This window comes from Bradyrhizobium sp. (assembly GCF_049798375.1).
Taxonomy (GTDB): Bacteria; Pseudomonadota; Alphaproteobacteria; order Rhizobiales; family Xanthobacteraceae; genus Bradyrhizobium.
On sequence record NZ_JBARGP010000637.1, the window covers coordinates 1 to 13,347 of the forward strand.

The 13,347-nt window shown below is 62.5% G+C and carries 12 protein-coding genes; 7 read left to right on the forward strand and 5 right to left on the reverse strand.

Annotated elements, in window-relative coordinates; translation table 11 throughout:
• From WA702_RS25065 to WA702_RS25075, 3 genes are all read left to right on the forward strand, one after another.
• Positions 1-531 (forward strand): DNA translocase FtsK (locus WA702_RS25065; protein WP_425113233.1); only part of this gene is annotated, 531 nt, incomplete at its 5' end.
• 203 nt (positions 532-734) lie between these two features.
• Positions 735-1,505 carry an outer membrane lipoprotein carrier protein LolA gene (locus WA702_RS25070; RefSeq protein ID WP_425113243.1) on the forward strand — a complete coding sequence of 257 codons (771 nt, stop codon included), beginning with the start codon at positions 735-737 and terminating at the stop codon, positions 1,503-1,505.
• 131 nt (positions 1,506-1,636) lie between these two features.
• Positions 1,637-2,452, forward strand: a complete 816-nt coding sequence (locus tag WA702_RS25075; RefSeq protein ID WP_425113234.1) for an exodeoxyribonuclease III — start codon at positions 1,637-1,639, stop codon at positions 2,450-2,452.
• On the opposite strand, the gene WA702_RS25080 is transcribed toward WA702_RS25075, so the two are convergent.
• The gene (locus WA702_RS25080) at positions 2,449-2,895 is read right to left on the reverse strand and encodes a cyclic nucleotide-binding domain-containing protein (RefSeq protein ID WP_425113235.1); all 447 of its coding nucleotides are present in this window, start codon (positions 2,893-2,895) and stop codon (positions 2,449-2,451) included. The genes WA702_RS25075 and WA702_RS25080 overlap by 4 nt on opposite strands.
• Positions 2,896-2,966: 71 nt before the next feature.
• Complete coding sequence (locus WA702_RS25085) at positions 2,967-3,653, reverse strand: response regulator transcription factor (RefSeq protein ID WP_425113236.1); 687 nt, start codon at positions 3,651-3,653, stop codon at positions 2,967-2,969.
• A gap of 272 nt (positions 3,654-3,925) precedes the next feature.
• Here WA702_RS25085 and WA702_RS25090 point away from each other — a divergent pair, with 272 nt between their 5' ends.
• Both WA702_RS25090 and WA702_RS25095 read left to right on the forward strand, forming a co-directional pair.
• On the forward strand, positions 3,926-4,453 hold the full coding sequence (locus WA702_RS25090) for a L,D-transpeptidase family protein (RefSeq protein WP_425113237.1): 528 nt from the start codon (positions 3,926-3,928) through the stop codon (positions 4,451-4,453).
• 59 nt (positions 4,454-4,512) lie between these two features.
• On the forward strand, positions 4,513-5,298 hold the full coding sequence (locus tag WA702_RS25095; protein WP_425113238.1) for a 2-keto-4-pentenoate hydratase: 786 nt from the start codon (positions 4,513-4,515) through the stop codon (positions 5,296-5,298).
• A gap of 43 nt (positions 5,299-5,341) precedes the next feature.
• Here the strand turns inward: WA702_RS25095 and WA702_RS25100 are convergent, their stop codons facing one another.
• Together WA702_RS25100 and WA702_RS25105 are read right to left on the reverse strand one after the other, a co-directional pair.
• On the reverse strand, positions 5,342-7,738 hold the full coding sequence (locus WA702_RS25100) for an AI-2E family transporter (protein WP_425113239.1): 2,397 nt from the start codon (positions 7,736-7,738) through the stop codon (positions 5,342-5,344).
• Between the two features lie 253 nt (positions 7,739-7,991).
• Positions 7,992-8,681, reverse strand: coding sequence for a YggS family pyridoxal phosphate-dependent enzyme (locus tag WA702_RS25105; RefSeq protein ID WP_425113240.1), 690 nt, complete (start codon positions 8,679-8,681; stop codon positions 7,992-7,994).
• A gap of 109 nt (positions 8,682-8,790) precedes the next feature.
• Here WA702_RS25105 and WA702_RS25110 point away from each other — a divergent pair, with 109 nt between their 5' ends.
• Positions 8,791-10,485, forward strand: a complete 1,695-nt coding sequence (locus WA702_RS25110) for a diguanylate cyclase domain-containing protein (RefSeq protein ID WP_425113241.1) — start codon at positions 8,791-8,793, stop codon at positions 10,483-10,485.
• Positions 10,486-10,568: 83 nt separating this feature from the next.
• Here the strand turns inward: WA702_RS25110 and WA702_RS25115 are convergent, their stop codons facing one another.
• The gene (locus tag WA702_RS25115) at positions 10,569-11,555 is read right to left on the reverse strand and encodes a GGDEF domain-containing protein (RefSeq protein WP_425113244.1); all 987 of its coding nucleotides are present in this window, start codon (positions 11,553-11,555) and stop codon (positions 10,569-10,571) included.
• 321 nt (positions 11,556-11,876) lie between these two features.
• Here WA702_RS25115 and leuS point away from each other — a divergent pair.
• The coding region (gene leuS, locus WA702_RS25120; protein WP_425113242.1) for a leucine--tRNA ligase at positions 11,877-13,347 on the forward strand (1,471 nt) is incomplete at its 3' end.

A 13,347-nucleotide genomic window follows, 5' to 3' on the forward strand; every position in this document is an offset into this window, starting at 1 on the left:
TCGGTCGACGTCATCACCGGCACCATCAAGGCGAACTTTCCGACCCGCATCTCCTTCCAGGTCACCTCGAAGATCGATAGCCGAACGATTTTGGGCGAGATGGGCGCCGAGCAGCTGCTCGGCCAGGGCGACATGCTCTACATGGCCGGCGGCGGCCGCATCAGCCGCGTCCACGGCCCGTTCTGTTCCGACGAGGAAGTCGAGAAGGTGGTTCGTCACCTCAAGGCCCAGGGCTCGCCGGAATATCTCGAGGCCGTCACCGCGGAGGAACCGAGCGAAGAAGACGGCGCGGTGTTCGATGCCACCGGCATGGGCGGCGGCGACGGCGGCAACGACCTGTTCTCGCAGGCGGTCGCCATCGTCAAGCGCGACCGCAAGGCCTCGACCTCCTACATTCAACGGCGGCTGCAGATCGGCTATAACAAGGCCGCTTCGCTGATGGAACGCATGGAACAGGAAGGCATCGTCGGCCAGGCCAACCATGCCGGAAAGCGCGAGATCCTGGTTCCCGAGGAAGAAGGCGGATTCTGATTTCGCCCGTTTTCGGGCTCGGCCCAAGGTCGGCCCCGAGATCGGCCCTATGGCGATCATAATCTCACGGAAAAACGATAAGGCTTCCGGACCGAACCGCGTTAGACACCCGACAGCTCAGGGACGACGTTTTGAACAACCACACCCAATTGCAGACCCCGAGGCCCGTCAGGCCGCATAGCGCGAAGCTCACCGCAGCCACGCTGCTGGTGGCGATTTCGCTGACGGGCGCAGCGGTACATGCGACGGCGCAGACCTTGCCGGCGCCGAAGCCGGCTCCGAAAGGCCGCGTCGGTGCGCAACTCAGCGCCTCTGAGACGCAGCGCACACCCGGCGCGGCGAGCACGCCGCAGGCCGTGCCGAATCCGATCATTCCGGATCCCCGGCGCAACGTGCCCGCCAGCATCTTCACCACCTTCGACGCCAATCAGAAAGCCCAGGCCGCAAAGGTGAGCGCCTATCTGTCGTCGCTGCAGACCCTGATCGGAAACTTCGTCCAGGTCGGCCCGGATGGCAGCAAGACCACGGGCGACTTCTACATCCAGAAGCCGGGCAAGCTACGCTTCGAATATGATCCGCCGAGCCCGATCGACATCGTCGCCGACGGCTCGTCGGTGGTGGTGCGCGATCGCAACCTGGCGACGCAGGATGTCTATCCGCTGTCGCAGACGCCGCTGCGCTATTTGTTGTCGGACCGCATCGACCTGTTGAAGGACACCAACGTCATCGCGGTGTCGTCGGATGATCTCTACATCTCGATCACCATCGAGGAGAAGCACGCGCTAATCGGCACCAGCCGCATGCTGCTGATGATCGGCGCCAAGGATGGCCAGCTCAAGCAGTGGACGGTGACCGATCCGCAGGGCTACGACACCACGGTCGCAGTCTACAATCTCGACTCCACCAAGAAGCTCGATCCGAGCCTATTCAAGATCGACTTCACCAATTATCCGGGGGGGACGCCGCCGGGCTAAGCTGGCCATGATCTCGCGCCATGCCCCTACCGCTTAGCTGGGGATAACCCGGCAGGCATGCGTCGCTGCGGCCGCGCTCTGCCGTGGCCGCGCGCGGATGCTGCCGTGATCCGTGTTATCACCTCGCTCCCATGCGTCTTGTCCTGACAACCTGGAATATCAACTCGGTGCGGCTGCGCATCGATCTCGTCGCCAAGTTCATCAAGGCTGTGCGGCCCGACGTGCTGTGCCTGCAGGAGACCAAATGCATCGACGATGCATTTCCGCTGAAGCGCTTCAAGCGACTCGGCTATGAGCATATCGCGCTCAACGGGCAGAAGGGCTATCACGGCGTCGCCGTGATCTCGAAGCTGCCGTTCGAGAGCACCGACATCAGGACCTTCTGCGACAAGATCGACTCGCGCCACATCTCGGTCTCGTTCGGCGCCAAAGCCGCGCTCGACAAGCCGCTGGTCGTACATAATTTCTACGTGCCGGCGGGCGGCGACATTCCCGACCCCGCGCTCAATCCGAAGTTCGAGCACAAGCTGCAGTTCCTCGACGAGATGAAGGGCTGCGAGCCGCTGCATCCGCGCGGCGACGACCGCCACATCCTGGTTGGCGATCTCAACGTCGCGCCGCACGAGCACGACGTCTGGTCGCACAAGCAGTTGCTGAAAGTGGTGTCGCACACGCCGATTGAGACCGAGAAGCTGCTGGCGGCGCAGAGCCACGGCGAATGGTTCGACGTCGCGCGCGAGCGCATCCCGCAATCGGAAAAGGTCTACACCTGGTGGAGCTATCGCGCGGCGGACTGGACCGCGAACGACCGCGGCCGCCGGCTCGACCACATCTGGGTGTCGCGGGCGCTGAAGGACCAGGTCAGCGACTTCCGGATTCTGCGCGACGCCCGCGGCTGGGAGCGTCCGTCCGACCACGTGCCGGTGACGGTCACGCTCGAGGTTTAATCGGGGATCAATCGCTCGCCGGCGATCCGGATATCCGCGGTGATCCGGTTGGCGCGGTCGGCGAACTCGTCGCGCAGCCGGCGCGCCGAAGCAGGATCGCTTTCGAGCACGCGCTGAAACAGGCTACGGGAGATACGGACCACGGTCGAGGGCTCCAGCGCCACGGCGTTGGCCGGCCGCCGCATCTCGACCACCAGCGCCAGCTCGCCGATCAATGCGCCCGGGCCTGCAACGATCTCGGCGTCACCGCCATCATGGACGCGCAGCGCACCGCGCTGGACCACATAGCCGCAATCGGCGGTGTCGCCTTCGCGAAACAGCGTCTCGCCGCCCTGGACATTGCGTTGCTCGGAGCCGATCGCCAGCATGCGCAAGGAGTCGCTCCCCAGCAATTGCAAGGTGGGGACGCGCTCCAGCAGCGCTATATCGTCTTCGATCGACATGAACGGCCCGGGAGACGCAGAGATGATGACATCAAATCATCATACGGCGAATTGCCGCTCCCGGAAACGGCTTACGGTACCAGCTTATAGCCGCCGGCCTCCGTCACCAGGATCTCCGGATTGGCCGCATCCTTTTCGATCTTCTGGCGCAGGCGGTAGATGTGGGTTTCCAGCGTGTGGGTGGTGACGCCGGAGTTATAGCCCCAGACCTCCTGCAGCAGGGTCTCGCGCGAGACCGGCAGCTGGCCGGCGCGATAGAGGAAGCGCAGGATCGCGGTCTCCTTCTCAGTCAGCCGGACCTTCCTGGCATTGGCGCCGGTCAGCATCTTCGAGCCGGGACGGAAGCTGTAGGGGCCGACCGAGAACACCGCGTCCTCGCTGGCCTCGTGCTGGCGGAGCTGGGCGCGGATGCGCGCAAGCAGCACCGCGAAGCGGAACGGCTTCGCCACATAGTCATTGGCGCCGGACTCCAACCCAAGGATAGTGTCGGAATCGGTGTCGTGGCCGGTCAGCATGATGATCGGCGCCTTGAAGCCGCCTTTGCGCAGACTACGCACCACCTCGCGGCCGTCGGTATCCGGCAGCCCGACATCCATCAGAACCAGATCTGGTGCGTTGGCCTTGGCAGCGCTGGCACCCTTGGCGCCGGTATCGACTGCAGACGCCTCGAATTCGTCGTGCAGCGAGAGCTGCTCCATCAAGGTGTCGCGCAGATCGGTATCGTCGTCCACGATCAGGATCTTGCGGGCATTGGGCATTCTACAATCCTCTTGCTGGCGCCAGGACAATAACCCTCGGGACGCCGTCAACGCTGCCAAACGAGGCGTCTAAGCCTCATTTCGTCTTGAAGTAAGCGTCCGTTACTGATTCACAAGCCGAAATCAGCTTACAGCCGAAACGACTCTACTCCAGAATCCACGGGCATTCAGATGAATGTCCTGTAATGCGGCAGACCATTTGCCGACATTAAGGCTTTTTGGCAGGCAACGGGGGTCTGGTGAAAAAATCCGTAATAACAAGCTCTTATAAGATGAATCCGCCGCTGGCCGCGATCCGGATTCACCATGTCGCTGGGAATCGGCAGCGTGGCTGGCTTGAGCTGGGCGGCCGGATCATCCCGGTCGCGCTCGGCCGCGGCGGCATCCTCGCCAACAAGCGCGAAGGCGATGGCGGCACCCCGCGAGGCACCTTTTATCCACGCCGGCTGTGGTGGCGCGCCGACCGCCACGCGCGGCCGCGGACCTTTCTACCCGTCCGCATCATCGGGCCCAAGGATGCCTGGTGCGAGAACCCGGCTGACCGGCACTACAACCAGCCGGTCCGATCAGCCGACGCGCGATCGGGCGACCGGCTCCGGCGCGATGACCATCTGTATGACTTCGTCATCGAGATCGACCACAACACGCGTCCGCGCATCGCCGGCCGCGGCAGTGCCGTGTTCCTGCATCTGGCGCGTCCGCAATTCGCGCCGACTGCCGGATGCGTCGCAATGACCCGATCTTCGATGCTGCAGCTGTTGCAACGGCTGGGCCCGCGGACCAAAATCATCATCGCGTAGTTGTCTGGTCACCGTTTGATCCCAACGTGAGAAGTCGGGACACTAAAGGGGGGAGAGTCATGCTCGACGCCAAGCAGATTGCGGCGGCATCAGCCGCGCTTTGCGATCAATGGCGGCACGGAACCAAGCTCGCCAACCTGCCGTCGTCGATACGGCCGCACGATCGCGTACAAGGCTATGCGGTGCAGGCCGAGCTCGAGAAGCAGTCCGGCGCGGAGCTGTTCGGCTGGAAGATCGCGGCGACCAGCGAGGCTGGCCAGCGCCATATCAATGTCACCGGCCCGATGGCCGGACGCATCCTGGCCGAGACCGTGATCGCCGATGGCGGCACGGCATCGATGGCGGGCAACGCGATGTGCGTCGCCGAGCCGGAATTTGCCTTCCGCATGCAGACCGACCTGCCATCGCGCGAGGCGTCTTATAGTGTGGACGAGGTTCTTGCCGCCGTCGGCACGCTGCATCCGGCGATCGAAATTCCGGACTCGCGCTTTGCCGACTTCACCCGTGCCGGCGAAGCGCAACTGATCGCGGACAATGCCTGCGCGCATCTATTCGTGCTCGGGCCCGCGGCCGATACAGACTGGCGCGCGACCGATCTCGTCGAGGCGAAGCCGGTGATCACGCACCGCGGCCAGCAATATGTCGGTCACGGCAAGAACGTGCTCGGCGATCCCCGGGTGGCGCTCACTTGGCTCGTCAATGAGCTGCGCGGGCTCGGCATCACCTTGCGGGCCGGCCAAGTCGTCACGACCGGCACCTGCCACCCGCCATTGCCGATCGAGGCCGGCGACGCGATGGAAGCCGATTTCGGTGTGCTCGGGAAGGTGTCCGTAAGGTTTGCGTAATTATCATTAGCTAGATGGCCTGCCGGCGCCATTCCGATGGCGCCTATTCCGGCACCCGTTGCCCCACGGTCGCAGTGGCGGGTAACGAATGAGCAGCGGTGTGGGGTTCAGTGACGGCACCATCTGCAATGGTCGCCCCCACCTCGGCTGCCATCTTCTCCAGTAGCTCTACTTCGCCTTCCTGAAGGCTGCGAGGTTCATCATCCAGTATGCAGAACGCACCAAGGACAAATCCGTCTTTCGATCGCACTGCGGACCCTGCGTAAAAGCGCACTCCCCACCGCCTGATCGCCTCGTTATCGGCAAATCGTGGGTCGCGCTCAATATCAGGGACGACAAGGGTCTCCTCGCTGGCGACAACGTAGTTGCAGATGGCGTCACGACGAGCCATTGGTAGGAGCGCGCCCGCTTCGTCAGTTAGTGCAGAAGGTAAATCTCCGCTCTGCCCCACGAAGTACTCATGCTGGTCATCAATAGTCGATATCACGGCGATGCTCGCGTTAAAAACATCCGCCGCGCGCTTTGCCATGGCGTCAAGCGCTTCGCGGTGATTGCCATCCAGCAGCCCAGTCGCCTCGAGAGCGGCCACGCGTTCTTCGTCATGTTCTGGCATTTCTGCTTGTTGCGCGTCCCGTGCAGCCTCGGGGGCGACGATGCGGTGAATTCGACGGACTGCTTCGTCAACCGAGTTGACGACGGCTTCTACGCCGATACGCTCACGGGTTGCTTCCTCCAATAGCTCCAATGGCGCATTCCAGAATGCGAGCACAATGCGAAGGTTTGGCCACCTGATCCGCAGCCGCCGCGTGAAGTGACGAGCAGGAATTACCGGATTTTCGCTGAAATAGCTGAGACAGACCGTTTCGGTCCCCTTCAACGCAAGCTGTTCAACGTAGTGGCGGTTCACCGTCGCGGCCGGACGCGCTTCTGCCGCGATTCCTTCAAATTCCAGGGCGTGAGCAACGATTCGAGCGGCAATCGCATCAACTTCCCATTTACCTCCGATACAGATCACCGTTGCTTTTGCACGATCCTCAATCTTCGGTGGTCCTTCTTCCATCAACTCATCCAGTAACGCGTCCATTCCCATGGCGAAGCGTAGGCGATGCGCGGCGGTCGCATTTCGCAGATAATCTTCGCTCGCGCGCCGAAGCACCTCAATGCCAACATCGTTGTAAAACTCGCGAAGGGATGATGCTTCGATCCTTTCATTGGCGAGCTCGATAGCCTCGTCCGGATCGCTCGCGATCAATCGCTGATAGATACGCGTAGGAAGATCGAGCGCTGGCGTCGAGCCGAGAAGCGTATCGAGAAACTGCAACTGCGGCAGGTTGCGGCCGAAGACCAGCAGACACACGGTGAGCGGCGTCGAAAGGATCAATCCGGCAGGACCCCAAAGCGCCGTCCAAAACATGGCGGCCGTGATCAGCGAAATGGCTGAGAGGCCGGTACTTGAACCATAGAGAAGAGGTTCGACGATGTTGTTGCTGACCAGCTCCAGGACGACGATGAGCGTCACCGTCCACAGGACCATGCTCCAACCGGCGTCCGTTGCGAAGGCCAGCGCCACTGGGAACATTGAGGAAATCAGAGGACCCAGGTACGGAACGAAGCGCAGCACCGCAGCCAAGCACCCCCACAGCAAAGCACCAGGGACGCCGATGAGCCACAGTCCAAGTGCCATCGGTATGCCGTAGCTGACGTTCACGGTCATCTGCATCAGCAGATATTTGCTGACACGCGTGCCCGCCTCTTCCATTGATTCCGTCGAACGATGAACATCACTGCCCAATAAGCGCAGTAATCGGTCGCGCAGATCAGTGCGGTCCACTAAAGCAAGAAAGACGAATATGAATATGATGCCGGCAACGGTGAGCGGCTCCAATGAGCGCGAAAGCCAAGCGAACGCTTGCTCGAACGGCGTCTGGCTCGTGGGAACCACCTCCACCCGTTGCGCGGCCGGTCCCTGCGCTGTGGGCGGCTCGGACGTTACCTCCTTTTGCACGCGTTCGATGGTCTGCAGGGCTCCGCTGAACGCACCGGGCGCACTAAGCTTCTCGCGTATATCGGACAGTTTTCTCAGAATTGTGCTTTGATACGCCGGCAACTCGACGGCAAGGGTGCGGACCTGTGCGGCCAGCAGGAATCCGAGACCGGAAAGGACCACCAGCAGGACACCCATTACGAGAGCCGTGGCAGCGACCCTCGGCAGCCCTCGTCGAGCGAGCCAGGTGACAGGCGGATTTAGCGCAAAGCTGATGAGGAAAGCGGTCGCAAGCGGGACACAAATGTCGCGACCGTAGTAGAGCGCGCCGAGGATAATTGTGGCCGAGAGCAGCGCCGCTGCGAATGAGACGATGTTCAGTTGCCGCCGTTCCGACGGATCGCTCTCATCGTCAGGGCCCGTTCTCACATTTCTGGGTTCAGCGACGTTGGACATGCGCACGGCCCCCGCGGCAGCTACATAGAACGCCAGAAACGGCCGAGGGTTCCCCTCTTCGATGCCACCGGTTTCGTGGATATCGCGCGATGGAGACCGCCATTTGCCAAATGGCCATTTTCTTTCTGGATGCCGACTAAGTCAGCGCGCTTGTTTGCGAGGTATCGCGCAATTGGCGGAGCACTCCCTCTCCCCGTCCTTCGGGAAGAGCTGGACGGATGAACCTGATCGATCCGGTCCGTGGCAGCGGGATTCACCGATGGCCAAAAATCGCCGAGCCGACGCGGATATGCGTGGCGCCGAACTGGATCGCGGTGGCGAAATCGGCGCTCATACCCATCGACAGATGCTCGAGCCCGTTGCGCGCGGCGATCTTCGCAGTCAGCGCGAAATGCGGGCCGGGCGCCTGGTCGACCGGCGGGATGCACATCAGGCCGGAGATCGTCAAGCCATATCGGTCGCGGCAGTCCGCGATGAAGGCGTCGGCGTCGCCAGGCGCGATGCCGGCCTTCTGCGCCTCCTCGCCGGTGTTGATCTGAACGAACAGCAGCGGATGTTTCTTCTGTGCTGTGATTTCTTTCGCCAGCGCCTGACACAGGCTCGGCCGGTCGACGGAGTGGATCGCGTCGAACAGCGCGACGGCCTCTTTCGCCTTGTTGGACTGCAGCGGCCCGATCAGGTGCAACTTGATATCAGGACGGGGCGCAATCAGCTCGGGCCATTTGGCCTTGGCCTCCTGGACGCGGTTCTCGCCGAACACGCGCTGGCCGGCCGCGATCACCGGAACAATGGCATCGGCGCCGAAGGTCTTGGAGACCGCGATCAGCGTCACACCGGCACGGTCGCGGCGTGCGTCCGCGCAGGCGCGCGCGATCTCCCGCTCCACCGACGCGAATGCGTTTGGTGAATCGGAAGTTAAATCACCGGATTTCTCAGGCGCCATCGGCTTCGACCATCGCAAATTTAGGGGCTTATCTGCATTTTACCGAACTTGAGAAAGGGTTTTTGAAGCCCTTCCCCGTATCCTTACGGACTGGGGTAGGAGACCGAAGATGCCAAGCATCCGCTTCAACCGCAATAGAGTGCGACTGCGGCTGCTGCTGGGAATCCGCGCCCGTCTCGCGCTGTTGGCGGTGATCCTGGTTGCACCTTTGATGCTGGAACGCGCGCGCTCGCTGGAGACAGCGCGCGCGAGGCAGATCGCCCAGGCATCCGAAGAGTTCTCCAATCTCGCCAAGCACAGCACCGACACGCAACGCGAAGTGATCATGTCGGTCGAGACGGTGCTCAAATCGGCCGCCTATGTGCGGGCCGGGACGGCCGGGATCGGTCGCAGCTGCGACCTGCTGCGGGCCAGCCTGCCGCTCAATCTGCCATGGATCCGTAACGTCATGATCGCGGGCCGCGACGGGCGCGTTCAATGTGCGACCTTGAACGGTTTCGTCGGGCTCGATTTCAGCGACCGCCCCTATTTCATCAAGGCGCAGCAAACCCGCGGTTTCGCATTCTCCGACTTCCGCCTCGCCAAGCGCGATCAGGCGCCCATCATGATCGCCGCCTACCCCGTCTCCGCCATCACCGGCGAGCCGGACGCCGTGGTGCTGGCGAGCATCAGTCTCGAATGGATGTCCAAGGTGATGGGCAACCTCGACAACCGTCCCGGCATCTCGGCCGTGCTGGTCGACAGCGTCGGCACCGTGCTCGCCGCAGCATCTGACGAGGCGAGCTATGTCGGCCGGTCGCTTGATAGCGTGCCGCTGCTGTCAGCCATCGCCGAGACGGCGATGAGCTCGACCAAGGACGAGGGCGCGATGTCCTTCGTCGCCGCCGACGGCGCGCGGCGCGCTATCAGCTTCAACCGCATCGCCGACACCGGATCGCGGCTGATCGTCAGCATCGACGAGACGCGGGTGACCGCCGCGATCGACCGCGAGATTCGCACCGCCTATCTGCAGGCCTGCTTCGTCTGCCTCTTTGTATTGCTGGGAGCCTTGATCGCCGCGGAAAAACTCATCATCCAGCCGATCAACATCCTGGCCGCCACTGCGAAACGCTTCGGGTTCGGCGACTGGTCGGCGCGTGCGAGCACGAGGCTGCCGTCTGAATTCGTGCCGCTCGCCAAGGCGTTCAACGCGATGGCCGCGAAGCTCGGGCAACGCGAGCGCGAGCTACTGGCAACCAATGACCGCCTCACGGTCATGGCATCGGTCGACGTGCTCTCCGGGCTCGCCAACCGGCGCGGCTTCCAGAACCGGCTCGATTTCGAATGGATGAAGGCTCAACAAGCGGATGGCTCGTTGTCACTGCTGATGATCGACGTCGATCACTTCAAGCTCTACAACGACACCTACGGCCATCCGGAAGGTGATGCCTGCCTGTCGCGACTGGGCGCAACCCTTTCCGGCATTGCGATGGCAGCGGCGGGATTTGCCGGACGCTATGGCGGCGAGGAGTTCTGCCTGCTGCTGCCGAACACGGAAGCCGGCCGCGCGCTCGAGATCGGCGAGCTGGTGCGCACCGAGGTGGCAGCGCTTACCTTGCCACACGCGACATCGAGCCATCAGTACGTCACGGTCAGCGTCGGCGTGGCCTGCGCCCAACCCAACCCACAGATCGCGGTGGCGGACCTGATCGAGGCTGCGGATGCAGCGCTCTACGCCGCCAAGCATCGCGGCCGCAACAATGTGGTCGCGCACGGCATCATCGAGGTGATCGAGAACGGCGAGACCATGGCGCGCGCGAACTGACGCGACATGCCAGGGCCCGCTTCGTCCTACGCCAGGCGCCCGAAGGGCGAGCCCGAAATGACAGTGGTTATGACGTCGTCGCGCTAGCCGGCCGCGAGCTTGCGATCGAGCTCGAGCTCGGTGATGACGCGATTGCGGCCGAGCTTCTTCGCGAGATACAGCGCGCGGTCGCAGCGATCGATCAGATCCGTCATCGACTCGCCGAACTGGAACTGACCGACGCCGATCGACACCGTGATCTGCGGCAGTATCTCGCCGGTCGAACGACGCGTGAACTGGCATTCCGCGATCGCGCGGCGAATCGCTTCCGCCACGTTGCCGCAACTTTCGAGATCCGCACATGGCAGCACGGCGATCAGCTCCTCGCCGCCATAGCGAGCCGGCAGGTCGCTGTCGCGCAGGCGATCGCGCACCGCTTTGGCCACCAGCCGGAGCACCTGGTCGCCGACGCCATGACCGAAATTGTCGTTGAATGTCTTGAAATGGTCGACGTCGATCAGAAGGACGCTGAGCGGCTGGTCCTTTTCCATCGCCTCGATCTGGGCCTGACGGAAGAACTCTTCGAGCGCGCGACGGTTCGGCAGGCCGGTCAGAGTATCGGTGCGGGCGCGTTGCTCGGACTTGTCCAGAGAGTCTCTGATCGTGTCGAGCTCGCGCGATTTCTCGGCGAAGCTCGTCTCCAGCTTGGCAGCACGTTCGGTGGCCCGGGCGAGTTCGCTGACAAGGTTTTCGATCAGAAGCTTCGGATCGACGCCGTTGTAGCGACCGTCGGCCACGTCATCGATCGCTTCCATCTGAAGCCGGTTGTCGGCGATCGCCGCCGTCAGATACTGCTTTGCAGAATCCATCACGCCGTGGAGTTGCTGCGACACCTTGTGGACGACGGCAGCGTCGGCGCCCGCCGAGCCGATATACGTATCGAACAGCGCGTGATTGGTGGTCGCGTCGAACTTGCGCTTGTTGCTGACCAGAATGTCGATCGCACGCTTCAGGTCTGGAGCAGTGCCGATGACGTATTTGAACCAGAGATGAAAATTGTTCGGCGTCGGCGGCACATGCTGCTGCGCCATCGCCCGCAAGGCCTTAGCGGCCAGCGACGTTGCATATTCGAAATCGATCTCGTCGAACGTGGCGTCTGACACGGATCGGACAGTCCCGGATGTGGGCGATGGCGTGAGTAACGACCGAGTGTCCCACTCAAGTCTTAACCGCCCCTCAATCCGATCCACGAGGGTGCAACGCAATATTGCGAAAAGTCTACGGATTACCGCCGCTTAGCGGCCTGCCGGAACGGTATCATCGTCTGTCGGCCATTGACCTTGCCGCTCGTTTTGTGGCCTAGTCCGCGCTCTTGTGACCGACGCGAATCCTCGAAAATTACAAGCGATTCCATGACATCCGAACGCTACAACGCCCGTGAATCCGAGCCTCGCTGGCAGCGCCAGTGGGACGAGAAGGCTATTTTTGCCTCGAAAAACGACGATCCGCGCCCAAAATATTATGTGCTTGAAATGTTTCCCTATCCGTCGGGACGCATCCATATCGGCCACGTTCGCAATTATACGCTCGGCGACGTCCTGGCCCGCTTCATGCGCGCAAAGGGCTTCAACGTGCTGCATCCGATGGGCTGGGACGCCTTCGGCCTGCCGGCGGAGAACGCCGCGATCGAGCGCAAAGTGGCGCCCAAGGCCTGGACCTACGACAACATCGCTGCGATGAAGAAGCAGCTCCGCTCGATTGGGCTGTCGCTGGACTGGTCACGCGAATTCGCGACCTGCGACCCCAGCTATTACAAGCACCAGCAGAAGATGTTCACCGACTTCCTGCAAGCCGGGCTGGTCGAGCGCGAAAAGCGCAAGGTCAACTGGGATCCGGTCGACATGACCGTGCTCGCCAACGAGCAGGTGATCGAGGGCCGCGGCTGGCGCTCCGGGGCGGTTGTCGAGCAACGCGAAATGAACCAGTGGGTCTTCAAGATCACGAAGTACTCGCAGGAGCTGTTGGACGCGCTCGACACGCTGGATCGCTGGCCGGACAAGGTGCGGCTGATGCAGCGCAACTGGATCGGCCGCTCCGAAGGCCTGTTGATCCGTTTTGCTCTCGATCCTACGACTTCGCCCGCCGGCGAGAGCGAGTTGAAGATCTTCACGACGCGGCCCGACACGCTGTTCGGCGCCAAGTTCATGGCGATCTCGGCGGACCATCCGCTGGCGCAGGCCGCGGCCGCCAACAATCCGAAGCTCGCCGAGTTCATCGCCGAGATCAAACGGATCGGCACAGCGCAGGAAGTGATCGACACCGCGGAGAAGCAGGGCTTCGATACCGGCATCAAAGCCGTGCATCCTTTTGATCCGACCTGGACAATCCCGGTCTATGTCGCGAACTTCGTGCTGATGGAATACGGCACCGGCGCCATCTTCGGCTGCCCGGCGCACGACCAGCGCGACCTCGACTTCGTCAACAAATACGATCTCGGCAACGTTCCGGTGGTATGCCCCGAGGGCCAGGACCCCAAGACGTTCGTCATCACCGACACGGCCTATGACGGCGACGGCCGCATGATCAATTCGCGCTTCCTCGATGGAATGACGATCGATCAAGCCAAGGAAGAGGTCGCCAAGCGGCTGGAGAGCGAGCGGCGCGGCAATGCGCCGGTCGGCGAGCGCCAGGTGAACTTCCGCCTGCGCGACTGGGGCATCTCGCGCCAGCGCTATTGGGGCTGCCCGATCCCGGTGATCCACTGCCCGACATGCGACGTGGTGCCGGTGCCGGCGAAGGACCTGCCCGTCGTATTGCCTGACGACGTCACCTTCGACAGACCGGGCAACGCGCTCGACCATCATCCGACCTGGAAGCACGTCA